Origin of the sequence: Mesorhizobium sp. CA12, from assembly GCF_020165255.1 — a bacterium.
In the GTDB taxonomy this organism is placed as follows: Bacteria; Pseudomonadota; Alphaproteobacteria; order Rhizobiales; family Rhizobiaceae; genus Mesorhizobium.
Genome location: NZ_JAIUHT010000005.1, coordinates 97857 through 120824 on the forward strand (window position 1 = coordinate 97857; position 22968 = coordinate 120824).

At 63.8% G+C, this 22968-nt stretch carries 20 protein-coding genes and 1 pseudogene; 18 read left to right on the plus strand and 3 right to left on the minus strand.

Annotation, left to right across the window (positions count from 1 at the left end; genetic code table 11):
* Nucleotides 1–288 precede the first annotated feature (288 nt).
* The 3 genes and pseudogenes from LB520_RS10835 to LB520_RS10845 all read right to left on the minus strand — a co-directional run.
* Nucleotides 289–592 (minus strand): annotated as a pseudogene (locus LB520_RS10835) (electron transfer flavoprotein subunit beta/FixA family protein); the annotation flags it as partial.
* Nucleotides 593–647: 55 nt separating this feature from the next.
* Nucleotides 648–1865: an NAD(P)/FAD-dependent oxidoreductase gene (locus LB520_RS10840; protein ID WP_224637490.1), complete on the minus strand. Its 1218-nt coding sequence runs from the start codon at nucleotides 1863–1865 to the stop codon at nucleotides 648–650.
* Nucleotides 1866–1873: 8 nt separating this feature from the next.
* Nucleotides 1874–2638 carry an HpcH/HpaI aldolase family protein gene (locus LB520_RS10845; protein WP_224637491.1) on the minus strand — a complete coding sequence of 255 codons (765 nt, stop codon included), beginning with the start codon at nucleotides 2636–2638 and terminating at the stop codon, nucleotides 1874–1876.
* Between the two features lie 109 nt (nucleotides 2639–2747).
* On the opposite strand from LB520_RS10845, the gene LB520_RS10850 reads away from it, so the two are divergent.
* The 18 genes from LB520_RS10850 (at nucleotide 2748) to LB520_RS10935 (ending at nucleotide 22460) form a co-directional block, all read left to right on the plus strand.
* Nucleotides 2748–3638: a 2-hydroxy-3-oxopropionate reductase gene (locus LB520_RS10850; protein WP_224637492.1), complete on the plus strand. Its 891-nt coding sequence runs from the start codon at nucleotides 2748–2750 to the stop codon at nucleotides 3636–3638.
* A gap of 3 nt (nucleotides 3639–3641) precedes the next feature.
* Nucleotides 3642–4454: a shikimate dehydrogenase family protein gene (locus LB520_RS10855; RefSeq protein WP_224637493.1), complete on the plus strand. Its 813-nt coding sequence runs from the start codon at nucleotides 3642–3644 to the stop codon at nucleotides 4452–4454.
* Nucleotides 4447–5253: an SDR family NAD(P)-dependent oxidoreductase gene (locus tag LB520_RS10860; protein ID WP_224637494.1), complete on the plus strand. Its 807-nt coding sequence runs from the start codon at nucleotides 4447–4449 to the stop codon at nucleotides 5251–5253. Before LB520_RS10855 ends, LB520_RS10860 begins: the two co-directional genes overlap by 8 nt.
* A 10-nt stretch (nucleotides 5254–5263) precedes the next feature.
* Complete coding sequence (locus tag LB520_RS10865) at nucleotides 5264–5611, plus strand: RidA family protein (protein ID WP_224637495.1); 348 nt, start codon at nucleotides 5264–5266, stop codon at nucleotides 5609–5611.
* A 76-nt stretch (nucleotides 5612–5687) separates the two neighbouring features.
* Entirely contained in the window at nucleotides 5688–6476 is a 789-nt protein-coding gene (locus tag LB520_RS10870) for a FadR/GntR family transcriptional regulator (RefSeq protein ID WP_224637496.1), read from the plus strand.
* Nucleotides 6477–6755: 279 nt separating this feature from the next.
* A complete protein-coding gene (locus LB520_RS10875; RefSeq protein WP_224637497.1) occupies nucleotides 6756–7466 on the plus strand; it encodes an SDR family oxidoreductase in 711 nt (236 codons plus the stop codon).
* Between the two features lie 10 nt (nucleotides 7467–7476).
* Entirely contained in the window at nucleotides 7477–8226 is a 750-nt protein-coding gene (locus LB520_RS10880) for an SDR family NAD(P)-dependent oxidoreductase (RefSeq protein WP_224637498.1), read from the plus strand.
* An 81-nt stretch (nucleotides 8227–8307) separates the two neighbouring features.
* Nucleotides 8308–9255: a LysR substrate-binding domain-containing protein gene (locus tag LB520_RS10885; protein WP_224523045.1), complete on the plus strand. Its 948-nt coding sequence runs from the start codon at nucleotides 8308–8310 to the stop codon at nucleotides 9253–9255.
* An 88-nt stretch (nucleotides 9256–9343) separates the two neighbouring features.
* Entirely contained in the window at nucleotides 9344–10378 is a 1035-nt protein-coding gene (locus LB520_RS10890; protein ID WP_140654345.1) for an amino acid ABC transporter substrate-binding protein, read from the plus strand.
* 98 nt (nucleotides 10379–10476) lie between these two features.
* On the plus strand, nucleotides 10477–11637 hold the full coding sequence (locus LB520_RS10895) for an amino acid ABC transporter permease (protein WP_224637499.1): 1161 nt from the start codon (nucleotides 10477–10479) through the stop codon (nucleotides 11635–11637).
* Between the two features lie 14 nt (nucleotides 11638–11651).
* A complete protein-coding gene (locus tag LB520_RS10900) occupies nucleotides 11652–12725 on the plus strand; it encodes an amino acid ABC transporter permease (RefSeq protein WP_224637500.1) in 1074 nt (357 codons plus the stop codon).
* Nucleotides 12726–12734: 9 nt separating this feature from the next.
* Nucleotides 12735–13490 carry an amino acid ABC transporter ATP-binding protein gene (locus LB520_RS10905; protein ID WP_224637501.1) on the plus strand — a complete coding sequence of 252 codons (756 nt, stop codon included), beginning with the start codon at nucleotides 12735–12737 and terminating at the stop codon, nucleotides 13488–13490.
* Between the two features lie 50 nt (nucleotides 13491–13540).
* Nucleotides 13541–14944 carry an FAD-binding oxidoreductase gene (locus tag LB520_RS10910; protein ID WP_224637502.1) on the plus strand — a complete coding sequence of 468 codons (1404 nt, stop codon included), beginning with the start codon at nucleotides 13541–13543 and terminating at the stop codon, nucleotides 14942–14944.
* A gap of 121 nt (nucleotides 14945–15065) precedes the next feature.
* Nucleotides 15066–16736: a thiamine pyrophosphate-dependent enzyme gene (locus LB520_RS10915; protein WP_224637503.1), complete on the plus strand. Its 1671-nt coding sequence runs from the start codon at nucleotides 15066–15068 to the stop codon at nucleotides 16734–16736.
* Complete coding sequence (locus LB520_RS10920; RefSeq protein ID WP_224637504.1) at nucleotides 16733–18829, plus strand: hydantoinase/oxoprolinase family protein; 2097 nt, start codon at nucleotides 16733–16735, stop codon at nucleotides 18827–18829. The genes LB520_RS10915 and LB520_RS10920 overlap by 4 nt, the downstream gene beginning before the upstream one ends.
* Nucleotides 18826–20442, plus strand: a complete 1617-nt coding sequence (locus LB520_RS10925) for a hydantoinase B/oxoprolinase family protein (RefSeq protein ID WP_224637505.1) — start codon at nucleotides 18826–18828, stop codon at nucleotides 20440–20442. The genes LB520_RS10920 and LB520_RS10925 overlap by 4 nt, the downstream gene beginning before the upstream one ends.
* On the plus strand, nucleotides 20442–21644 hold the full coding sequence (locus tag LB520_RS10930) for a pyridoxal phosphate-dependent aminotransferase (RefSeq protein ID WP_224637506.1): 1203 nt from the start codon (nucleotides 20442–20444) through the stop codon (nucleotides 21642–21644). Before LB520_RS10925 ends, LB520_RS10930 begins: the two co-directional genes overlap by 1 nt.
* 3 nt (nucleotides 21645–21647) lie before the next feature.
* On the plus strand, nucleotides 21648–22460 hold the full coding sequence (locus LB520_RS10935; RefSeq protein ID WP_224625715.1) for an NAD-dependent epimerase/dehydratase family protein: 813 nt from the start codon (nucleotides 21648–21650) through the stop codon (nucleotides 22458–22460).
* The last annotated feature ends 508 nt before the right edge of the window (nucleotides 22461–22968 follow it).

Here is a 22968-nt window from a genome sequence, read left to right on the forward strand (position 1 = left end):
CGATGGAACATCTCGACGCAGATCGGCTCCGCGCTGTCATTGAAGCCATTTTCGAGCTGTTCGACGCTCTTTGGAGCTAATCGAAGCCTTCCATTTTCGCCAGAAGAGAATGCAACATTCAGGCCCGCCATCATGGGGACTATGGGTCATTCGTCAAAAAGCGTGACGGACAACTACGTCCCGAAGCAAACAAGAAGCGGATCGCGGTGGATATCGCTCGCGCCAGAAATGATCGCGAGGCGAAAAGCGATGCAATGAAGCAGCCAGCTGTCCTGCGAGTCATCAAATGATCAAATTGGCGACGCCCAGCGGCTCGGTCTGCTCGTCGGTCTTGACCAGGATGGCGCGGTCGGCGCCCATGGCGAGCGCGGTGCGCAGCGTCTCCTGCGCCTGTTGCGGGCCGATCGACACGACGATGATCTCTTCAGCCTTGCCGGCTTCCTTGATGCGGATGGCTTCCTCGACCGCGATCTCGTCGAACGGGGTTCATCGCCATCTTGACGTTGGCAAGCTCGACGCCCAGTCCGTCGGCTTTCACCCGGACCTTGACGTTGGCGTCCACAACCCGCTTCACGGGCACAAGGATCTTCATTTCCGTTTTCCCTGAAATCAAATTGGGAGCGCCGGTCGGCTCAGTTTGACACGGCTCAAATCACCGCTTCTTCGAGAAACGGTTCATTCCGCGGTATGCGCTCGTAGCTGAACGGCGACAGGTCGAGCGTCTGAAAAGCCCCGTGGACAATCAGCTCCGAGACCGCCCGGCCGACGGCAGGCGACTGCTGCAGGCCATGGCCGGAGAAACCGTTGGCGAACATGAAGTTGGTCACCTCCGGGTGGAAGCCGACGATACCGTTGTGGTCGAGCATGTTGTATTCGTAATGGCCGGTCCAACTGGTCTGCACCTTCAACGCGTCGAAGGCTGGAATGCGGTGCCAGAGCGCCGGCCAGATGTAGTCGTCGAACTCTTCAAAATGCATCTCGAAGTCGTCGTAGTCGGCCGGCCCGTCGCCCTGCGGCGTGTTGCCGGTGAGGAAGAGCTCGCCTTCGGGGCGTACGAATGTGCCGGAAAGATCAATGACATTGGGCATCCGCCCGGGGATGGGATTGGCGCTGGCGAAAACAAAACTGTAGCGCTTGTAGGGAGCAACCGGGATGGACAAGCCAGCCATGACGGCGACCTGCTGTGCGCGTGGACCGGCGGCGTTGACTAGGGTTCCGCAACGAACCGTCTGGCCGGTCGAGAGACGGGCCGAGACGACCCGGCCTTCGGAAACATCCAAATCCGTCACGGCGTTGTCGATATATTCGACGCCGCTCGCTCGCGCCGCGCGGCGGAACCCATTAAGCAAGCCCATGGAGTCGAACCAGCCCTCTTCGCGCGAACCCCACGAACCGCCGCCGAGGTCGTCGACATTCAGCCACGGAAAACGTTCCTTCAACGCGCCCGGTTCGAGGAAGACGGTGTGGGCGCCGAGGCTGCGCTGCAGCTCGACCCGTTCGCGCGCCGCGTTCACGCCCTCGGGCGAGCAGCAGTAGAGATATCCATGTTCCTTGAAGCCGAGATCAGGCGCGGGCTCATTGGTGTAGAACGGCGCCATCCGCTCCTGAAAACCGCGGATGATCTCGATGCCGAACTGGCTGATCTTCACATTGATCGGGTTGGAATATTGCTGGCGGATTGCGCTGGTGGAGAGCGCCGTCGAGGAAAATTCGTAGCTTGAGTCGCGTTCGACCACGAGAATCGACGCGCCGCTGCCCAGCGCCTGGCTCAGCCAGTAAGCGGTCGACGAACCGATCACCGCGCCACCGACGATGACGATGTCGTAGGCGTTCCGGGAAGGCGCCTTGTAAGGAGGAATTGCCATGGCTTTTCCTACTGCCTGAACGAAGCGATCAGGGCATCCGAGCCCCGCGCCAGCAAACCGAGATCCGAGCCCACCGCAATCATGGTGAAGCCGTCGGCGACATAGCGGTCGGCGTCGGCCTTGACCGGCGCCAGGATGCCGCTGGCCTTGCCAGCGGCGGCCGCGGCCTTGCGCACGGAAGCGATCGCCTCCTGCACATGTGCAGCGCCTGGATAGCCCATCGCGCCCATATTGGTGGAGAGATCGCCGGGGCCGACGAAGAGCACATCGACGCCCGCGACAGCGGCGATCTCGCCCGCATTGGCGACGCCCGATTCGTCCTCGATCTGGACGGCCAGCAGCTGCTGCTCGCGTGCCTTGGCGTGATAGCCGGCGATGCGGCCAAACGCGTTGGCACGATGACCGACGGAAAAGCCTCGGAAGCCGCCTGGCGCATAGGTCATGGCTGCGACGATGGCGCGTGCCTGCTCCGCCGTGCGCACATTTGGAATCATCAAGCTACGGGCCCCGACATCCAAAGCCTGCTTCATGAGGTTGGCATCGTCCGACGGCAGGCGCACCACTGCCTCACAAGGAAACGCTGCCGCGACCTGCAGCTGCGCCATGATGCTGCGCAGATCGTTCGGGCTGTGTTCGCCGTCAATCAGCAGCCAGCCCGTCCCGGAGCCGGCGACGACCTCGGTGGTCAGCGCCGAAGCCAGCGAGCACCAGATACCGATGTGGGGTTTGCCCGCCTGCACGGCAGCCTTTAGCGAATTGACACGCTCCTGCATTTTGCGATCGGTCTCCAATGAGAAGAAGGTGCATTGAAATTTGTATGATGTCCTATATCATATGGCCAGCTCAACCTGCAAGATGGCTCTGGCCGCAACGGAGTTGCAAATGAAGATTGGCTTTATCGGACTGGGCGTCATGGGGGCGCCGATGGCAAGGCATCTCGCCGACGCAGGGCATGAGGTCGTCACGGTGCTCAACCGCTCGCCTCTGCCTGCAGATCTGCGAGCATCGGTCGTCGCCTCCGCCGCTGAGGTGGCGCGGACCGCCGAGATCGTCATCACGATGCTGCCCGACACGCCTGAGGTGGAGCGCGTCCTGTTTGGCCAGAACGGCGTGCTTGAAGGGATATCCGCCGGCAAGCTGGTGATCGACATGAGCTCGATCAGCCCGATCGCCACAGCCGAATTCGCGACGAAGCTACGAGAAGTCGGAGCGGGTTTTCTCGACGCGCCGGTCTCCGGCGGCGAGGTCGGCGCCAAGGCGGCCACACTCACCATCATGGTCGGCGGACCGGCCGCCGAGTTCGAGCGCGCGCTGCCGATCTTTGAGGAGCTCGGCAACAACATCACGCTGATCGGTGAAAAGAACGGCGCCGGCCAGACATGCAAGATCGCCAACCAGATCATCGTCGCGCTCAACATCGAGGCGGTTGCCGAAGCGCTGGTCTTTGCCGGCAAGGCCGGCTGCGATCCGGCGAAGGTGCGCACTGCCCTGATGGGCGGCTTCGCCTCATCGCGCGTGCTTGAAGTGCATGGCGAGCGCATGATCGCCCGCGCCTTCGCCCCGGGTTTCCGCATCCGGCTGCACCAGAAGGATCTCGGTCTTGCGCTCGAAAGTGCTCGCGCGCTTGGCGTTGCATTGCCGGGCACGGCAACGGCGCAGCAGCTGATGAATGCCTGCTCAGCGCGAACCGCCGGCGCGGACGCCGACCATTCGTCACTCGTGCGGGCGCTCGAAATCCTGAGTGATCACGAACTGTCAAACGGAAAGGAATAACCGATGCGCGGAACCGGCAAGGCCGACATCTTCGTCATGCTGGCCCATCCTGTGGGCCATGCGAAGAGCCCCGGCATATTCAACGAGATCTTCGAGCAGAAGGGGCTCGACAGCCTGATGGTGCCGCTGAGCTGCCGTCCGGAAGATTTCGACACTTTCTGGGCCGGCATCACGGCGGCCGAGAACATCAAGGGTGTGATCATCTCCGTGCCCTATAAGGTCCCGGTCTACCACAAATGCGCGGCCGCTCACGACCGCGCCGCGCGCGTGCAGAGCGCCAACTCGGTGCGCCGGCAGGCGGACGGCAGCTGGTATGCCGACAATTTCGACGGCGTCGGCTTCATCGATGGCTTGAAGGCAGGCGGAAACCAGATCGCCGGCAAGCGCATCCTCCAGGTCGGCGCCGGCGGCGCGGGGTCGTCGCTGACCTATTGCCTTGCCGAAGAAGGCGCGGCGGAAATCCGCTTGGCCGACATCGACAGGGAACGCGCGCAAAAACTCGCATCGCTGGTCAACAAGGCTTTTCCCAACTGCCGGATCGAGGTCGGAGAGCCTGATCCGTCCGGCATGGATATGGCGATCAACGCGACACCTTCGGGACTGAAGGCCATCGATCCGCTGCCGATGGACGTGAGCAAGCTGACGCCGGAGATGACAGTGGTCGACATCATCATGGAGCCGGCCGAGACGGCGCTGCTCAAAGCTGCGAAGGGAATCGGCTGCCGCATCCAACCCGGACGCCCGATGATGGATTTCCAGGTCGAGGCCATGGCCGAATTCTTCGACATCGAGCGAAAGGACCACCGCCATGGCTGATGCAATGAGCGCCGTCATCATCGGCGGCACGTCCGGCATCGGCCGTGCGATCGCCGAGCGCTTTGCCGGGGACGGCTATCAGGTGGTCGTCGCCGGCCGCGACAGCGTCCGTGGCAAGGAAACGGCGAGCGCCTGCGGGAGCGTAGGCGCGCCGCGCGCCCTCTTCGTCCGGACCGACGTTGCCGATCCCGTCTCCGTCGAGGCGCTGGCGCAAGCCGTCGGCGACGCCTTCGGCACGCCTCATGTCGTCGTCAACTGCGCCGGCATCCTGCAGAGTGGCAAGCATGTGCTCGACCAGGACCTCGCCGAAGACGAAAAGATGTGGCGCATCAACTATCGCGGCACCCTGCTCGGCTGCCAGGTGTTCGGCCGGCTGATGTCGGCGGCCGGGCGCGGGGCGATCCTCAATGTCGGCTCGCTTGCCTCTTTCGCGCCGCTGTCGCTGCCGGCCTATACGCCGGGCAAACATGCGGTGCTGGCTCTCACCCAGATGTTGGCCGCCGAGCTCGGCCCGCATGGGGTACGCGTCAATGCCGTGGCTCCGGGTTACACGCTGTCGGACGGGCTGAAAGCAAAGATCGCCAAGGGCGAGCGCAACCCCGAAGCCATCCAGGCGACCACGGCTCTGCGCCGCTTCGTCGAGCCGCGCGACGTTGCCGAGGCCGCGCTGTTCCTGTGCTCCGACCGCGCCGCCTCGATAACCGGCGTGACCCTGCCCGTCGATGCCGGCTGGCTCGTCCAGGCGCCCTACGCGCAGTATCTGCAAGGCAATCCCATTCGGCTGACGCCGGCTACCTGAGAGAGAACCCGTGACCGACATCCAGCGCTTCGACTTCGACACCCACGTTCATCACGGCGTCATCCACAACGGCACGCTGTACCTCACCGGTCAGGTGGCGAAGCCGGGCCAATCCGCGGCCGACCAGATGCGCGAGGTGCTGGACAAGATCGACGCGCTGCTCGCCAAGGCGGGCACTAACAAGACCCGCATCCTGCACGTCCAGATGTGGCTGGACGACGTGCGCGATTTCGACGAGGTCAACACGGTCTGGGATGCCTGGATGCCGAAGGAGCACGCGCCGGCCCGCTCCTCCGGCGAGGGCCGCATGGCCAAGCCCGGCATGCTGGTCGAACTGATCGTCACCGCGGCGGTTTGAATGGTCCTGCCGGTTCGGGCATCATCCCGAATCTGAACTTGAACGGCCCTGATCTGATTTGAACGGAAGGACCTCAATGACGAAACGCAAGCCGCTTTCCACCCTGGTGGCGGAGAGCCTGGCCGAAAAGATCCGCTCCGGTCAGTTGCAGCCCGGCGCGCAGCTGCCGACGGAGGCGGAGCTTTGCGCCGAATACGATGTCAGCCGCACCGTCGTGCGCGAGGCGGTGGCGAGGCTGCGCTCAGAAGGCATGGTTGTGCCGCAGCAGGGGCGCGGCATGTTCGTCAGCAAGACGCCGACCCCGCGCAGTTTCTCGATCCCGGACGAGGCACTCAGGACCCTGCCGGAAACCATCTCCTTGCTTGAACTCAGACTGAGCGTCGAGGTGGAATCCGCCGGGCTCTGCGCGGAACGCCGCACCGACAAGGAAGCAAGCGGCATCCGCGCCATAATGGATGACATCGACGCGCAGCAGGCCGACCCCGCCGCGGTCCAGATCCATTACGATTACGACTTCCACCTCGCGATCGCCAAGGCGGCGCGCAACGAATTCATCCACGGCTTCCTTGCCTATCTCGGGCCGATGATCGTGCCGAGATTCCAGCTCGGTTATGTCGTCGAGCCTGCCCTCAAGGACAGCTACTACGCGCGCATCCACAGCGAGCACAAAGCCATCGTCGATGCCATTGAAAGGCAGGACGGAAGCAAAGCCCGACAGGCGATGCGCAAGCATCTGCAGAACAGTTTGGGACGTGTGCGCGCGCTTGCCAAAGCCTCGGGCGTCGAGGCAACCGAGGCCGAGCAGAAGGCCGCGGCGGCCTCGCTTTTCACCAAGCTGAAAAAGCCTTTGCCGACCGCCGGGTAGGTTCACCGACTTCGATGTCGTTTGCCTCTGTCGCCGCGCGGGCGGCCGGTTGTTTACGAAAGCCATTTTTTTTCTCAGTTGGCGATCGGAAATCCGCCTTCGCGGGTTGAGGACATTGTTTTCCTTGGGATAGCAGCGTTTGTCGCCGCATAGGCACGCCGAAATATTTCAGCCGCCGAAAGGCGTTGGAAAGTTTATCTTTCCTTTTTGCTGCTTTTCTTGGTTTCGCGGCATCGGCTCAGGCCGCAAACTGAAGCCCAAGCAATCGGGGAAGCCCAGGTGACGACAGCCTTCATAACAGGAGCGACGAGCGGCATAGGGCGGGCGATGGCAATTGCGCTGAGCGACGCCGGCTACGAAGTCTATGCCGTCGGCCGCAGCCAGGCCGCGCTCAAGGAGCTACAGGCCGAGCGTCCGGGCATCGTGCCGATCGCCGTCGACGTTACCGACCGCGAGGCGCTGGAATCGGTGCTGGCCGATCTCACCGTCGACGTCTTGATCAACAATGCCGGCATCATGCCGCCGCTCGGCAATTTCGCCGATATGAACATCGCCGACATCGACACCACGCTCGAGGTGAACCTCAGCGCCGCGATCCTGCTCACCCGCCTCGTCGTGCCGCAGATGCGCGAGCGGCAGTCGGGCCATATCTTGTTCACCGGTTCCGTCGCCGGCCACACGGCATTCTCCAACATCGCCGTCTACGCGGCCACCAAGGCGGCGATCTCCGGCTTTGCCGGCGCGCTGCGCGCTGACCTCTCTGCGTCCGGCATACGCGTCACCGAGATCGTCGCCGGCCGTGTCGAGACGCAGCTCTATGAAGACATCCTCGACGCCAAGGCGCGCGAGGCCATGTACGCCAGCAAAGTGGTGCAGCCGGATGACGTGGCCAAGATGGTGACCGCGGTTCTCGCGCTCCCCGCATGGGCCGACGTTACCCGTTTTGACATCATGCCGACCTGGCCAACCTCGCCGAGCGGCACCAAGTAAGGGAAACAGGATGAAAGACCTTTCCGTTCTGATCGTTGGCGGCGGCGCAGGCCTCGGCGCTCTTCTCGCCCGCATGGCCGTGGAGGCCGGAGCGACAAAGATCGGTATCATCGACATCAACCAGGAAGCAGCGCAGAGCGCGCTCGATCCGGCAAAGGCCAAGAGCCTGCCGACCGCAGCGGCGACTTGCGACATCCAGGTCGGCCCGCAGTGCCATGCCGCTTTCGACGCCATCGTTTCGAAGCTCGGGCGCATCGACACGCTGATCAATTGCGCCGCCATCTATCCGCGCCGTCCGCTGCTCGAAATCACCGACGCCGATTGGGACGCCTCCAACGGCATCAACATCAAGGGCACCTATCACATGATGGTGGCCGCGGTTCGCCACATGCAGGCGCAAGAGCCGAAGAACCATGTCCGCGGGCGGATTGTGAACCTCACCTCGGTCGATGCCTTCAAGGCGCATCCGCAGAACGCCCATTATGCAGCGACGAAGGCAGCCGTCGTCAGCCTGACGCGCTCCTTTGCCCATCACGTCGCCAAGGACGGCATCCTGGTGAATTCCGTCGCACCCGCCGGCATGGCCACGGAGAAGGCAAAGGCGCTCGGTTTCCTCGAGGAGCTGGCTAAGGCAAGCCCTCTCGGCCGCGGCGCCGAGCCGACGGAAATCGCCGAGTGGGTACTCATGACGGGCGGACCCAAGAATACCTACATGACCGGTGAAAACGTCATTGTCTCAGGTGGTTACATCTACGCCTGAACCAATTTCATCAGCCCGGCCCGGCTGACATTCAGCAGTGCATGATCGACGGAGTCTCGAACGAAAGGAGGCGGAATTCCCATGACCGGCAAGCTTCGCCTCCCATCGCTCAATGCGCTGCGCGTTTTCCACGCCGTCGCGCAGCACAAGAGTTTTAGGCAGGCAGCCGACGAATTGCTGGTCACGCCGCAAGCGGTCGGGCAGCAGATCAAGCTGCTGGAGGACACGCTCCAGGTGACGCTGTTCGAGCGCAAGGGCCGATCGATCGAGCTGACCGAATCCGCCATTTTGCTCTCGCACTACGTCAAGGCCGGCTTCGAGGAGTTTTCCGAAGGTGTCCGCCGCGTCACCAAGTCGAACTACCGCGACCGCATCAACCTCAATGCCAGCCCCTACTTCGCCACGCACTATTTGCTGCCCAGGCTCTCGCTCTTCCGCGAGATGCTGCCGGGCGCCGATCTGCGCCTGACGACGATGGTCGACCTGCCTGACTTCGGGCGCGACGACATCGATATGACCGTGCAGTGGGGCTACGGCAACTGGCCGGACTACGAAACCACGCTGTTGGTGCCGGATCCGAAGATCATTTGCTGCACGCCGGCGATCGGCGAAAAGATCAAGTCGGCGCACGATCTCACGAAGTTCACGCTGCTCGACACCGTCAAGTCGAAGCGCCTGTGGCCGGATATTCTGCGGCACCTTGGCGTCGAGCTGACGGATGGAGACCGCAGCATCAGCTTCGACGATGCCGCGACCATGCGTCGGGCGACCCTGCAAGGCATCGGCGTCGGCCTGGTTTCCGTGATCGATGCCGAGGAAGATTTCCGCTCCGGCGCGCTGGTGGCGCCGATCGGCCGCGACGCCATTGCCGATATGAAGCCGGAGGAAGTGCCGGGTTTCTACCTCGTCGTTCCGCGCGGGCATCTGCGCGTGAAGGCGGTGGCAGCGCTCCATCGATGGCTCGCCCAGGAGGATTGGCGGAGCGACCTGAAACTCTCCTTGCCGAAACCGACCCCGCTTTCCGACTGAGAGGCGGCTTCGAGACCGAGTTCCGAAGACATCTTGCGGGGCTCCAACAACAAGAAACGGAACAACCTCAACAGTGGAGACAACAACTATGAAAATGATCAAATGGGGGGCCGCCGCCATGGCCCTGGGCCTCGTTCATCTGGCGGCGCCGGCTGAAGCCGCCGGCGGCAAGACGCTGGAGACCGTGAAGGCCCGCGGCGTGCTCAACTGCACCGGCCATGACGGCTCCTATCTCGGCTTCGCCGAAGTGGACGACAAGGGCAACTGGAAGGGCATGGACATCGACCTTTGCAAGGCGGTGGCGACCGCTGTGTTCGGCGACCCGGCGAAACTGAAGATCGTGCCGATCAGCTGGGCGCAGCGCTGGCCCTCGCTTCAGTCGGGCGATGTCGACATCATCATCAAGGCCTCGGGCGGCACACTCAGCCGCGACACCGAGCTCGGCCTGCAATTCTCGATGTCCTACTATCTCGGCACCACCAAGGTGATGGCGCATAAGGAGCTCAACCTGAAATCGCTCAAGGATGCCAATGGCGGCACGATCTGCATTCCCGCCGGCACTTCGCAGGAACAGCAGGTCGCCGCCTACGCCCAGAAGCTCGGCATCAAGCTCGAGCCGGTGCTGATCGAAAAGACGGAAGAGTTGGAGCAGGCCTACTTCTCCGGCCGTTGCGATCTTTATGCGCAGTGGGGTCCGACATTGGCCATCGCCCGCATCGCCAAGAGCAAGGTCGAAGACCATGTCATCCTGCCCGACGTGCTCGCGGTAGAGCCGGAAGTCATGATCATGCGCCAAGGCGACGACAATTGGGTCGACATCGCCAACTGGACGCTGAGCACACTGATCTTCGCCGAGCAGGAAGGCATCACCTCCAAGAACGTCGACGAGATCAAGGCCAAGCCGACCTCGCCGCAGGTGGCGAAGTTCCTTGGCGTGACGCCCGGCATGGGCAAGGGCCTCGGACTCTCCGACGATTGGGCCTACAACGTGATCAAGAAGGTCGGCAATTACGGCGAGATCTTCGATCGCGACCTAGGCAAGGATTCGCCCTACAAGATGGATCGCGAGCTAACCAACCTCTGGAACAATGGCGGCGTCCTGTTCCCGCTGGTTATCGACTGATCCCCTTGGTGATCGACTGATCCGTTCCTAACGCATCCGCTTTGCGCTCCGCCCGGCCGCCTGCCCGGCGGAGCCGGCGCCAATTCGGGAAGATCCTGATGATCAGCCTGCTGAGAAATCAGAAGGTCCGCAACGCGCTGTTGCAGGCCCTTTATGTCGGCTCACTCGCCGCGATGGTCCTTGCCTGCGTGATGATCGCTAGGCGCAACCTCGCCGAGCAAGGCATTACCTCCGGCTTCGACTTCCTGTTCAAGTCGACGGGCTGGGACGTGAACTTCTCGTTGCTGCCGGCCACGGCCAACGATCCCTATTGGTGGTTCTTCCTTATCGGCATCATCAACACGCTGTTCCTGGGCTGCACCGGGCTGATCCTGGCAACGCTCGTCGGGACGATCGTCGGCCTGGCGCGGACCTCGTCCAACGAACTGGCGCAATTGCTCGGCCGCACCTATGTCGACATCTTCCGCAACATCCCGCTGATCCTCCAGGTCTTCTTCTGGTACGCTTTGATCACGCACCTGCCGACGCCGCGCGCTGCGCACGAGGCCTGGGGCTTTCTGCTGACCAGCCGCGGCCTCTACGTGCCGGCGCCGAATGTCGGCGGGGTGGCAATGGCGCTGGCCACATCGGCCGTGATCGCCGCCGTCGCGCTGCCGGTCTGGCTGGCCAGGACGTCACGGCTCAGCCAGCCGTTCGGCCAGCGTGCCACCATTCAGCTTGCCGGTGCTGCTGCGGCGCTGGCCTGCGCGGCCATCGTTTTGGTGGTAGGACGTCTGCCTGACGCACCGCTGCTCGATTTCCCGGCCCTAGAAGGCCTCAACCTGAGGGGCGGCCTGCGCGTTCCGCCGGAATTCTCCGCCTTGGCTATCGCGATCGCCATCTATGGCGGCTCCTACATCGCAGAAATCGTGCGCGGCGGCTTCAAATCTGTCGGCATGGGCCAGATGGAAGCTGCACGCTCGCTCGGTTTGAGCCCATGGCGCGTCTTCACGCTGGTGCGTCTGCCGCTGGCGTTGCGGGCCATGCTGCCGATCCTTGCCAACCAGTATGTCTGGCTGATGAAGGCCACGACCATGGGCATTGCCGTCGGCTTCACCGACTTCTTCATGATCGTGGCGTTGACCATCAATCATTCCGGCCAGACCCTGGAAGTGATCGGCATCCTGATGGGAGGCTTCCTCGCCATCAATCTCAGCCTCGCCGCCGTCTTCAACCGCATCAACAAGGCCATTGCCATCAAGGGCAATCAACTGAGGTGATGACAGAGATGGAGATGGTCATTGTCGCCCCCCCTGCCCCGGGCAGGCTCGAAGACCTGAAGCGCCGCTTCTTCGCGACGCCGCTCCAGGCGCTGCTGTCGCTGATCTCCTTGGCGATCATGGTCTCTATCGTCTGGAAACTGCTCAACTGGGCAGTCTTTTCTGCCGTGTTCAGGACCAGCGGTGGACCCGAGGCGTGCCAGGCGGCGGCGGGAGCCTGCTGGTCGGTCATCGCTGCCCGGTGGCGGATCATCCTGTTCGGCCTCTATCCCTTCGAAGAGCAATGGCGCTCCGCGCTCGCCTGCCTGACCGTGGTGGTGATGACGGTGCTGAGCTGTATTCCGGCCTTCTGGACCGGACGCCGGATCGCGCTGGTGTGGGGAGCAGGAGCAGCGTCGTACTACGTGCTGATGAAGGGCGGCGTGCTCGGCCTTTCCTATGTCGGCGAGGAAGCCTGGGGCGGGCTGGCGCTCACCCTCTTCATCTTCGTGACCACCTGCCTGATCGGCTTCCCGCTGGCGGTCTGCCTGGCGCTGCTGCGCCGCTCCGAGCTGCCATGGATATCCAGGACCACCGGTCTCATCATCGATGGGGTCCGGTCGTTGCCGCTGATCTCGATCCTGTTCACCTTCGCCATCGTCCTGCCTTTCGCCTTGCCGCAGTGGCTGGCGGGCGACAAGCTCTACCGGGTGATCCTGGGTTCCGCCTTGTTCTTCTCCGCCTATCAGGCCGAGATCGTCAGAGGCGGCATGCAGGGCGTCCCGGCCGGGCAGGAAGAAGCCGCCATGGCGCTCGGCATGAGCTACTGGCAGCGTATCGGCCGCATCCTTCTGCCGCAGGCGATGCGCAACGCGCTGCCGGCCACGATCAACCAGTTCGTCATCTCGTTCAAGGAGACCTCGCTGGTGGTCATCGTCGGCTTCTTCGAGATCCTGGCCTCCGGCAACGCCGCCTATGGCACCGGCGAATGGCGCTTCGCATATGTCGAGGTCTATGCCTTCATTGCCTTCATCTATTTCGTCTTCGTCTTCAGCCTGTCTCGCTACGGCGCTTACCTCGAGCGCCGCATGGCGGTCGGCGAGCGGTAGGAGGCGCGCATGGATTCCACGCTCCCGTCCGGCCCGGCCGTGCATATCGAAGGCCTCGACAAACATTACGGGTCGTTCCACGCGCTGCGAAAGATAAACCTCTCCGTCGGGCGCGGCGAAAGGATCGTCATCTGCGGTCCGTCAGGCTCCGGCAAATCCACCCTGATCCGCTGCATCAACCGGCTCGAACAGCATGACGGCGGCCGCATCGCCGTACTCGGCACCGAGCTCAACGACGACGTCGGCAATATCGACGGGATCAGGCGCGAAGTCGGCATGGTGTTCCAGCACTTCAATCTGTTCCCGCACATGACGGTGCTGGAGAACTGCATGATCGCGCCAATGATCGTGCGCAAGCGGCCGCGCGCGGAAGCCGAGACGACGGCCAGGCGCTTTCTGGAGAAGGTGCGAATCCCTGAGCAGGCGATGAAGTTTCCGAGCCAGCTTTCCGGCGGGCAGCAGCAACGCGTCGCGATCGCCCGCGCGCTCTGCATGCAGCCGCAGATCATGCTGTTCGACGAGCCGACCTCGGCGCTCGACCCGGAGATGATCGCCGAGGTGCTGGATGTCATGGTGACGCTCGCTTCCGAAGGCATGACGATGATCTGCGTGACCCACGAAATGGGCTTCGCCCGTCGCGTCGCCGACCGGGTCATCTTCATGGACCGCGGCGAGATCGTCGAAGAGGCGCCGCCGGAGGTGTTCTTCACGTCCTCCCGAAACGAGCGAACCCGTCAGTTCCTGTCGCAGGTGCTGGGTCATTGAACAGCATCCCGGGAGATGCAACGTTCGCGCGCACATCAGCAGGAATTTCAATGACCGATCCTATAGTCGCCCTGCGCGGGATACTCGGACCGAAAGGCTGGCTTTCGGGCGATGATGCCCAACCTTACCAGCGCGATTGGCTCAACCGCTACGGCGTCCGGCCCGTGGGCGTCGCCCGCCCCGCCAACACCGCGGAGGTGGCCGCGGTCGTCAAGGCTTGCCGGCAGGCAGGATTGGCGGTCGTGCCGCAAGGCGGAAATACCGGCCTGTGCGGCGGGGCCGTCGCCGAGCAGCCAAACGCGGTGATCGTCTCGCTGTCGCGCATGACCGCAATCGGCGAGCCGGATCCGGAGAGCGGCTCGATCGCGGTTGGGGCAGGCGTCGTGCTCGCCGCGCTGCACGAGGCACTGGAGCCGCATGGCCTGATGTTCCCGATGCATCTTGGGGCCGAAGGCAGCGCCAGGATCGGCGGTCTGATCGGCACCAATGCCGGCGGCAGCCAGGCCTTCCGCTTCGGCATGATGCAGGATCTGGTCCTCGGCCTCGAGGTCGTCATGGCGGACGGCACGGTGTGGGACGGAATGCGCGCGGTACAGAAGGACAATGCAGGCTATCAGCTGCGCAAGCTGTTCTGCGGTTCGGAAGGCACGCTCGGCATCGTGACGCGAGCAATCCTCAGGCTCTATCCCTCGCCAAAGCAGCGGGCGAGCGCCCTCCTGGTGATGTCCGACTTCGCCGCCGCCGTGTCGTTCGGTGCGTTTCTGCGTGGCGAGGCCGGAGAGTTCCTGGCCGGCCTTGAGTTCTTTTCGGATGTCGGCCTGACGCTCGCGCTCAAGCATCTTCCAGACCTCGCCTATCAGTTGGAGACGCGGGGCGACGTCTATCTGCTCGTCGAGATGGCGTCGGGCTCGACGCGCGTTCCCCTCGACGACATCCTGGGTTCGGCGCTGGAATGGGGCATGGAGCAAGGCCTGGTCGTCGATGGCGCACTGGCCAATTCGGGCGCGCAGCGGGCGCAGTTCTGGCGCCTGCGCGAGGAGCAGCCGGAAGGCCAGCGGCTGGAGGGCGAGCAGCTCAAGCACGACATCTCCGTGCCGCCGGGCGCGATCGCGCGCTTCATCGAGGCGGGCGCGAAACTATGCCACGAGATTCTTCCGGGCGTGCGGGTCAACCCGTTCGGCCATCTCGGCGACGGCAACATCCACTACAATCTGTCGCCGCCGGCGGGCCGCGCCGATTTCGATGGGAAAGCCGCGGTATTCGCTGAGGCGCTGGCCGCTTCAGCCACCGACATGGGCGGGAGCTTCGCCGCCGAGCATGGGCTCGGCCGCGCCAAGATCGCCATGGCCGACCGGAACAGAAGTCCGGTGGAGCGGGAGCTCATGGCACGGCTGAAGGATGCATTCGATCCGTCGGGCATGATGAACCCCAGTGTTTTGGTGCGGATTGCATAGCGAAAGAAAAACTTTCGTATGGATCGCATTTCTTGATTTCGCGTCGACCGGCCGCAGTGCAGGTATAAATCCGAAAGGCAGGCTCGGTCCGCTTGCCACCGGCTTAAGAGGATGTCGAAGCATGGTCCGCAATGGCGGTCGCCTTCTTGTCGAATGCCTGATCGCCTTGGGCGCGACCAAGAGCTTTGGCGTGCCCGGCGAAAGCTATCTCGCCGTTCTCGACGCGCTGCACGACACCAAGGGGAGGCTGGACTATGTGCTTTGCCGCAATGAAGGCGGCGCGGCGTTCATGGCCTCGGCCTACGGCAAGCTGACGGGATCGCCCGGCATCTGCTTAGTGACCCGCGGCCCAGGCGTGACCAATGCCAGCATCGGCATCCACACCGCGATGCAGGATAGTTCGCCGATGATCCTCTTCGTCGGTCAGGTCGGCACCGATATGAAGGGCCGCGAGGCCTTCCAGGAGATCGACTACCGCGCCGTCTACGGCACCGTCGCCAAATGGGCGGTCGAGATCGACGACGTTGAGCGTCTGCCTGAAATCTTGGCGCGCGCCTGGACCACCGCCTTGACCGGCCGGCCCGGCCCCGTCGTCGTCGCGCTGCCCGAAGACATGCTGACGACCTCGACCGAGGCCGCGCCGCTCAGCGGCCCTGCTTCGATTTTCGAAGCCGCTCCGTCGCAGAATGCCCTTTCGTCGGCGCTTGAGATGCTGGCTGCGGCCGAGAGGCCGGTGCTGCTCATGGGCGGCGCCAACTGGACCGCGGACGGACGCGCCGCGCTCCAGGCCTTCGCCGAGGCTTCCGACATCCCCGTCATTGCCGCCTTCCGCTACCAGGACCAGTTCGACAACCATTCGCCAGTCTTCGTTGGCGAAGCCGGCGTCGGCATGGTGGCGCATGTCAAGACGCTGATCCGCGATGCTGACGTGATCTTGGCTGTCAATGTCCGCTTCGGCGAGATGACGACCGACGGCTACACGCTGCTCGACGTTCCGGTGCCGCGCCAGAAGCTGATCCATGTGCACGGCTCCGACCGCGAAATCGGCAAGATCTACGTGCCCGCGATCGGCGTCCATGCCGGCCCGAACGCTTTCGCCAAGGCACTCACCCCGGTCAAGGGCGCCTGGGCCGATTGGCGCGCGGCAGCGCGCAAGGCCTATGAAGCCACATTCGCGGCACCCGTCCAGCCCGGCCCGGTCGACATGGTCACGGTCACCGCCTGGTTGCGCGAGACCTTGCCGGCCGATGTCATCCTCACCAACGGCGCCGGCAATTTCACGGTGTGGCCGAACAAGTTCTTCAAGTTCGGGCCGGACGCGCGGCTGCTTGCCCCGCAGTCTGGCGCCATGGGCTATGGCCTGCCTGCAGCCATCGCCGCGAAAGTCGCGTTTCCGCAGCGCACAGTCGTATGCTTTGCCGGCGACGGCGACTTCCAGATGAACTGCCAGGAGCTCGGCACGGCTATGCAGGCCGGCGCGCAGCCAATCGTGCTCATCATCAACAACGGCATATACGGCACGATCCGCGCGCATCAGGAACGCAACTATCCGGCCCGCGTCTCCGGCACCTCGCTGGAAAACCCGGACTTCGTGGCGCTGGCAAGGGCCTATGGTTTTCACGCCGAGCGCGTCGAAAGCACCGGGCATTTCGCGGCGGCGTTCCGGCGGGCCCAGCAGTCTGCGACCGGCGCCGTTCTCGACATCGCCATCTCGCCCGAAGCGCTCACGCCCCGGCAGACCCTATCCCAGATGCGCGACGCAGCACTCGCTTCGCAGAAGGCCACGCCATGACCTCCAGATCAGACGACATCCGCCTCGGCGCGGACATCGGTGGCACCTTCACCGACATCGCCCTCGATGTCAGAGGAACGATGTTTTCGACCAAGGTGCTGACCAATTATTCGGCGCCCGAGCAGGCGATCCTCGACGGCATCGACGTCGTCGTGCGCGATGCCGGAATTTCGGCAGCCGAGATCGGCATCATCATCCACGGCACGACGCTCGCCACCAATGCGCTGATCGAGCGGCGCGGCGCCAGGACCGCGCTTGTCACGACGGAAGGCTTTCGCGATGTGATCGAGATGCGGACGGAGAACCGGTTCGAGCAGTATGATCTGAACCTGCAGCTGCCGACGCCGCTGATCCCGCGTGAAGATCGTTTCACCGTCAAGGGCCGCATCGGCGCCGAGGGCCAGGAACTGCAACCGCTCGACGAAGCAGCCCTGGAGGAAATCGCCGAGCGGATCTTGGCCGGCAATTTCGGCTCGGTGGCGATCGGCTTCATCCACGCTTACGCCAACCCCGACCACGAGCGCCGGGCGCGCCAGATCCTCGCTCGCAAGCTCACCATCCCGATCTCGATCAGCGCCGAGGTCTCGCCGCAGATGCGCGAGTTCGAGCGCTTCAACACGGTCTGCGCCAACGCCTATGTGCGGCCGCAGATGGCCGACTATCTCGCCCGCCTGCAGACGCGCCTCAAGGACATGGGCGCCGAGTGCCCGGTCTTCATGATCCATTCCGGCGGCGGCCTGATCTCGGTGGAAACTGCTTCTGAATTCCCTGTCCGGCTGGTCGAGTCCGGTCCCGCGGGCGGCGCCATTTTTGCCGCCGACATCGCTCGGCGCTTCGGCCTGGAGAAGGTCGTCTCCTATGACATGGGCGGAACCACCGCCAAGATCTGCCTGATCGAGGATTTTGCGCCGCGCACGGCGAGAACCTTCGAAGTGGCGCGCACCTATCGCTTCTCCAAGGGCTCCGGCATGCCGATCTCGATCCCCGTGATCGAGATGATCGAGATCGGCGCCGGCGGCGGCTCGATCGCGTGGGTGGACGCTATGGGCCGTATCCAGACCGGGCCGGAAAGCGCGGGCTCGGAACCCGGCCCGGCCTGCTACGGCCGCGGCGGCAAACGCCCGGCGATCACCGACGCCGACCTGGTGCTCGGCAAGCTTGATCCGCACAATTTCGCCGGCGGCGCGATCAAGCTCGACATCTCCGCTTCCGAGCAGGCGATCCTGCGCGATGTCGGCGAGCGCCTGTCGCTGAATGCCATGTCGACCGCCTTCGGCATCTGCGAGGTGGTGGACGAGAACATGGCCAACGCCGCCCGCGTACACGCCGTTGAGAACGGCAAGAACATTTCCGACAATCTGATGATCGCCTTTGGCGGCGCAGCGCCTCTGCATGCGGCAAGGCTTTGCGAAAAGCTCGGCATCGATCAGTGCATCGTGCCGCGCGGCGCCGGCGTTGGATCGGCGATCGGTTTCCTCAAGGCGCCGTTCGGCTACGAGGCGCTGGCCTCGAAACTGACGCGCCTTTCGCGCTTCAAGCCGGCCGAAGTCAACGCCCTGCTCTCCGATCTCAAAGCCTCCGCCGAAGGCTTTGTCCGCACCGGCGCCAGTGGCCAGATCGTCTGCGAGATCACCGCCTTCATGCGCTATGCCGGCCAGGGCTGGGAAATCCCCGTGCCGGTATCGGACGAGCCGTTCGGCGACGATGCGGCCGCCAGGCTCAAGGCGCTGTTCGAGACCAGCTATCAGCGCTTCTTCGGCCGCGCCATCGACGGGCTCGACGGGCTGGAGATTGAGATCGTCACTTGGTCGGTGAAGGCGACCGATATTCGTCCGGCCGGCACCAGGCACGAGCTCACCGCAGGCAAGAAGACCAGCCAACCGACGACGACCCGCGCGGTCTTCGATCCGGCAACGGGGGCGCCGCAGAGCTACGGCATCGTCGAACGCGAGGCGCTGTGCCCCGGCGATCGCATCGCTGGCCCGGCCGTCATCGTCGAGCGCGAGACATCGACCGTTGTCACCACCAGCTTCGACGCCGTCATCCAGAGCGACGGCGCGATCCTCCTGACCCGCAAAGGCAGCCAGGCATGAGCGATATTGGCGAGATCCGCATGCAGGTCATGTGGAACCGGTTGATCTCGGTGGTCGAGGAGCAGGCGCTCACGCTTTTGCGCACCGCCTTTTCGACCTCGGTGCGCGAATCCGGCGACCTGTCGGCCGGCGTATTCGATCCGCGCGGCCAGATGCTGGCGCAGGCGGTGACCGGCACGCCCGGCCACGTCAACACCATGGCCGAAGCCGTGCTGCATTTCATGAACGAGATCCCGCGCGATCAAATGTTCGAGGGCGACACTTACGTCACCAACGATCCGTGGCTCGGCACCGGCCACCTGCACGACATCACCATGGTCTCGCCGTCCTTCCTCAATGGCGAGCTCGTCGCCTTCTTCGCCTGTACCGCACATGTCGTCGATGTCGGCGGCCGCGGCTTCGGCGCCGACGGCAAATCGGTCTATGAGGAAGGCATCCAGATCCCGATCATGAAGTTTGCCGAGAAGGGCAAGGTCAACCTTGACTTGGTCCGCATCCTGCGCGCCAATGTCCGCGAGCCCAACCAGGTCGTCGGCGATTTCTATTCGCTTGCAGCCTGCAACGAGGTCGGCCATCGCCGCCTCGTCGATATGATGAAGGAGATCGGCCTCACTTCGCTCGACGGGCTCGGCGACTTCATCTTCTCGCGCACCCGCGACGCCATGCTCGAACGCATCGAGGCGTTGCCCAAGGGAAGCTGGTCGAACGAGCTGGTGACCGACGGTTATGACGAGCCGGTCAAGCTCGCAGCGACGGTCTCGGTCCGCGACGACCATGTCGAAGTCGATTTCACCGGCACAGATCCGATGAGCCGCTGGGGCATCAACTGCCCGATCATCTACAGCAAGGCCTATGCCTGCTATGCGCTGAAATGCATGGTGGCGCCCGACATTCCCAACAATGCCGCCTCGCTCGCCTTCTTCACCGTATCCTCACCGGTCAACATCCTGAACGCGGTGCGGCCGGCGCCGGTGGCGCTCAGGCATATTTTCGGCCACATGGTTCCCGATCTGGTGCTCGGCGCCTTCTCGAAGGCGTTACCCGGAAAAATCCTCGCGGAAGGCGCCGGCGCACTCTGGAACATCCATATTTCGGCGCGCCCTGTTTCAGGCGCATCCGGTCGCCGCGCCGAAGTGCTTATGTTCAATTCCGGCGGCATGGGCGCCCGCCCCGAGCTCGACGGCTTGTCGGCGACGGCCTTTCCGTCCGGCGTGCACACGATGCCGATCGAAGCGACGGAACATACTGGCCCGATCGTAATCTGGCGTAAGGAGCTGCGCCCGAACTCCGGCGGCGACGGCGAATTCCGCGGCGGCCTCGGACAGATCATCGAGATCGCAGCGACCGACGGCCACGAATTCGACTTCTCGGCCATGTTCGACCGCGTCAACCATCCGGCCCACGGCCGCAATGGCGGGAAGTCTGGCGTTGCCGGCGTGGTCAAGCTCGACGACGGCACGAAGATGCGGCCCAAGGGCTGGCAGCATGTGCCGGCGGGACGCCGGCTGATCCTCGAACTGCCAGGCGGCGGCGGCTATGGCGATCCGGTCAAACGCAATGCGGCCGCACGAGCCAATGACCGGTCCAAGGGTTACATCACGGAGAACGACTGATGAGCTATATTGCCTCGCGCCTCTCGGTGGTGAAGCCTTCGGCCTCAATGGCCGCTTCGCAGGCCGCCAAGGCGCTACGCGCCAGGGGTGTGGACGTGATCGATCTCGGCCTGGGCGAGCCCGACTTTCCGACGCCCCTCCACATCATCGATGCCGCGCATTTCGCGGCGAAAGCGGGACAAACCCTCTACACCGCCGCTGCCGGCACGGCCGAGGTGCGCCAGGCTGTGGCCGGCAAATTCCGACGCGAGAACGGCCTGGACTACACGGCCGATGACATCGTGGTGGCCAACGGCGCCAAGCAGATCATCTTCAACGCGCTGATGGCAACGCTGGAGACGGGCGACGAGGCGATCCTGCCGGCGCCCTACTTCGTCTCCTATCCCGAAATGGTGAAGCTGCTCGGCGGCACGCCGGTCGTCGTCGAATGCCCGGAGACCACCGGTTTCCGGCTGACCCCAGCGCTCTTGGAAAAAACAATCACGCCGAGGACGAAATGGCTCTTCCTCAACATGCCGGGTAATCCATCCGGCGCGGTCTATTCGGAGTCGGATTTGCGCGCACTCGGCGCCATTCTAGCCGTGCACCCGCAAGTGCTCGTCCTCTCCGACGAGATCTACGAGCACATCCTGTTCGACGGGCGCGAGTTCGTTTCCTTCGGCAAGGCCTGCCCCGAGCTCAAGGACCGCACGCTGATCGTCAACGGCGTCTCGAAATCCTACGCGATGACCGGGTGGCGCGTCGGTTACGCGGCGGGACCCGCGCCGCTCGTCAAGGCGATGTCGACGATCCAGAGCCAGTCCTGCACCTCGGTGTGCTCGATCGCGCAGGCCGCGACCGTAGCCGCGCTCAACGGTCCGCAGGACGAAGTCGCGCGCTTCCGCCAGGCTTTCGAGAGGCGCCGCGATCTGGTCGTGGACGGCATCGGGAAGATCAACGGGCTGACGCTGTCGCCGCCGGAAGGTGCCTTCTATGCCTATATCGGCTGCGCCAGCCTGATCGGCCGCAAGACCCCGAAGGGCGTCGTGCTGGAAGACGATACCGCGGTTGCGAATTACCTGCTGAGTGAAGGCCGGGTGGCGTCGGTGCCCGGCGGCGCCTACGGACTGTCACCCTATTTCCGCATCTCGACCGCGACCAACGAAGAGGTGCTGGCCGAGGCGATCTCGCGGATCAATACCGCCGTAGCGCAAGTGGAGTAAACGATGCCGCATTACGAACGTATCCTGATCACCGGCGCCGCCGGCCGGCTTGGATCGGAGCTGCGCAAGGGGCTGGTGCCGCTGGCCAAGACGATTCGCCTGGCGGGGCGCCACCCGTTCGGCGATCTCGCGCCTCACGAAGAGGAAGCGGTTTTCGATCTCGCCGACATGGAAGCCGCGATCGCAGCGACCAAGGACTGCGACGCGATCGTGCATTTCGGCGGCGCGCCGCTCGAATGCGAGTGGCAGACCATCCTCGATTCCAGCATCCGCGGCTCCTACCACATCTATGAAGGCGCCCGGAAACATGGCGTCAAGCGCGTCATCTACGCCTCGTCGGTGCATGCCATCGGCTACCACGAGGTCGAGGCGCATATCGGCGTCGACGCGCCGGTGCGTCCCGACAGCCTCTACGGCGTGTCGAAAAACTTTGTCGAGAGTCTCAGCCGGCTCTATTGGGACAAGTTCGGCATCGAGACGGTATGCCTGCGCATCTTCTCGTCCTTCCCTGAACCGGCCGACCGCCGTATGCTGTGGTCGTACCTATCCTTTGCCGATTGCGTGCGCCTGGTCGAGGCATCGCTGACCGCGCCGCGCGTCGGCCACACCATCTCTTACGGCATTTCCGATAACAAGCTGAAGATGGTCGACAACAGCGGCGCGAACCATCTGGGATTTATCCCACAGGACAGCGCCGAGCCATTCCGCGCCGCCGTCGAGGCGAAGACGCCGGTTCCCGATCCGAAAAGACCGTCAGTGAAATATCTCGGCGGCTGGTTCTGCGAGCTCGGCCATCCGGACGACAAGCCGTCCTGAGGGTCGATCCGCAGGGCGCACGCATCCGTCTCCGCGTCACCAGTAGGGAGGCGCCGAACCAAGCGCACCGAGGGTGGCGGATTCAATTTCGCGTCGTCTGCCTCTGGAATCCGACGACATCCGGCATTGTCACCCTGCGATGTCCGCTTCCCGGAGGAGGCAAAGCTCTGCTGGAATGGCCGGCATCAGGCGCAAAGCTGGGCGCCAAACTCAGTCAGCCGTTGTAAACTGCTCATTCGACCTTCGAGATAAGAAAAGGCGAGCAGATTGAAGACGTGCTCGTCTTCGGCGCTATAAGGGACACATCGGCCGACGTCTACGAGTCCGCGCCTTGTCGCCCGAAAGCCAAGATTGCCATCGGTTGCGCTATTCTCAACGGCATGCTGGCCGGTGCACGCCCGGAGTCCCTTCGTTGCGCACAAGCAGAGACGAGCCGGCGGTATCAAAGATCCTATTGCGCCGCAAGTCGCACCCTTGCTCCAACGCCCCCAAAATCCTGATCTAATAA

Bases quoted from the DNA above. Each gene is read 5' to 3' on its own strand.
- LB520_RS10840 (WP_224637490.1), bottom strand. From the start codon at position 1,865: ATGGCAATTCCTCCTTACAAGGCGCCTTCCCGGAACGCCTACGACATC.
- LB520_RS10845 (WP_224637491.1), bottom strand. From the start codon at position 2,638: ATGCAGGAGCGTGTCAATTCGCTAAAGGCTGCCGTGCAGGCGGGCAAA.
- LB520_RS10850 (WP_224637492.1), top strand. From the start codon at position 2,748: ATGAAGATTGGCTTTATCGGACTGGGCGTCATGGGGGCGCCGATGGCA.
- LB520_RS10855 (WP_224637493.1), top strand. From the start codon at position 3,642: ATGCGCGGAACCGGCAAGGCCGACATCTTCGTCATGCTGGCCCATCCT.
- LB520_RS10860 (WP_224637494.1), top strand. From the start codon at position 4,447: ATGGCTGATGCAATGAGCGCCGTCATCATCGGCGGCACGTCCGGCATC.
- LB520_RS10870 (WP_224637496.1), top strand. From the start codon at position 5,688: ATGACGAAACGCAAGCCGCTTTCCACCCTGGTGGCGGAGAGCCTGGCC.
- LB520_RS10880 (WP_224637498.1), top strand. From the start codon at position 7,477: ATGAAAGACCTTTCCGTTCTGATCGTTGGCGGCGGCGCAGGCCTCGGC.
- LB520_RS10885 (WP_224523045.1), top strand. From the start codon at position 8,308: ATGACCGGCAAGCTTCGCCTCCCATCGCTCAATGCGCTGCGCGTTTTC.
- LB520_RS10890 (WP_140654345.1), top strand. From the start codon at position 9,344: ATGAAAATGATCAAATGGGGGGCCGCCGCCATGGCCCTGGGCCTCGTT.
- LB520_RS10895 (WP_224637499.1), top strand. From the start codon at position 10,477: ATGATCAGCCTGCTGAGAAATCAGAAGGTCCGCAACGCGCTGTTGCAG.
- LB520_RS10900 (WP_224637500.1), top strand. From the start codon at position 11,652: ATGGTCATTGTCGCCCCCCCTGCCCCGGGCAGGCTCGAAGACCTGAAG.
- LB520_RS10905 (WP_224637501.1), top strand. From the start codon at position 12,735: ATGGATTCCACGCTCCCGTCCGGCCCGGCCGTGCATATCGAAGGCCTC.
- LB520_RS10910 (WP_224637502.1), top strand. From the start codon at position 13,541: ATGACCGATCCTATAGTCGCCCTGCGCGGGATACTCGGACCGAAAGGC.
- LB520_RS10915 (WP_224637503.1), top strand. From the start codon at position 15,066: ATGGTCCGCAATGGCGGTCGCCTTCTTGTCGAATGCCTGATCGCCTTG.
- LB520_RS10920 (WP_224637504.1), top strand. From the start codon at position 16,733: ATGACCTCCAGATCAGACGACATCCGCCTCGGCGCGGACATCGGTGGC.
- LB520_RS10925 (WP_224637505.1), top strand. From the start codon at position 18,826: ATGAGCGATATTGGCGAGATCCGCATGCAGGTCATGTGGAACCGGTTG.
- LB520_RS10930 (WP_224637506.1), top strand. From the start codon at position 20,442: ATGAGCTATATTGCCTCGCGCCTCTCGGTGGTGAAGCCTTCGGCCTCA.
- LB520_RS10935 (WP_224625715.1), top strand. From the start codon at position 21,648: ATGCCGCATTACGAACGTATCCTGATCACCGGCGCCGCCGGCCGGCTT.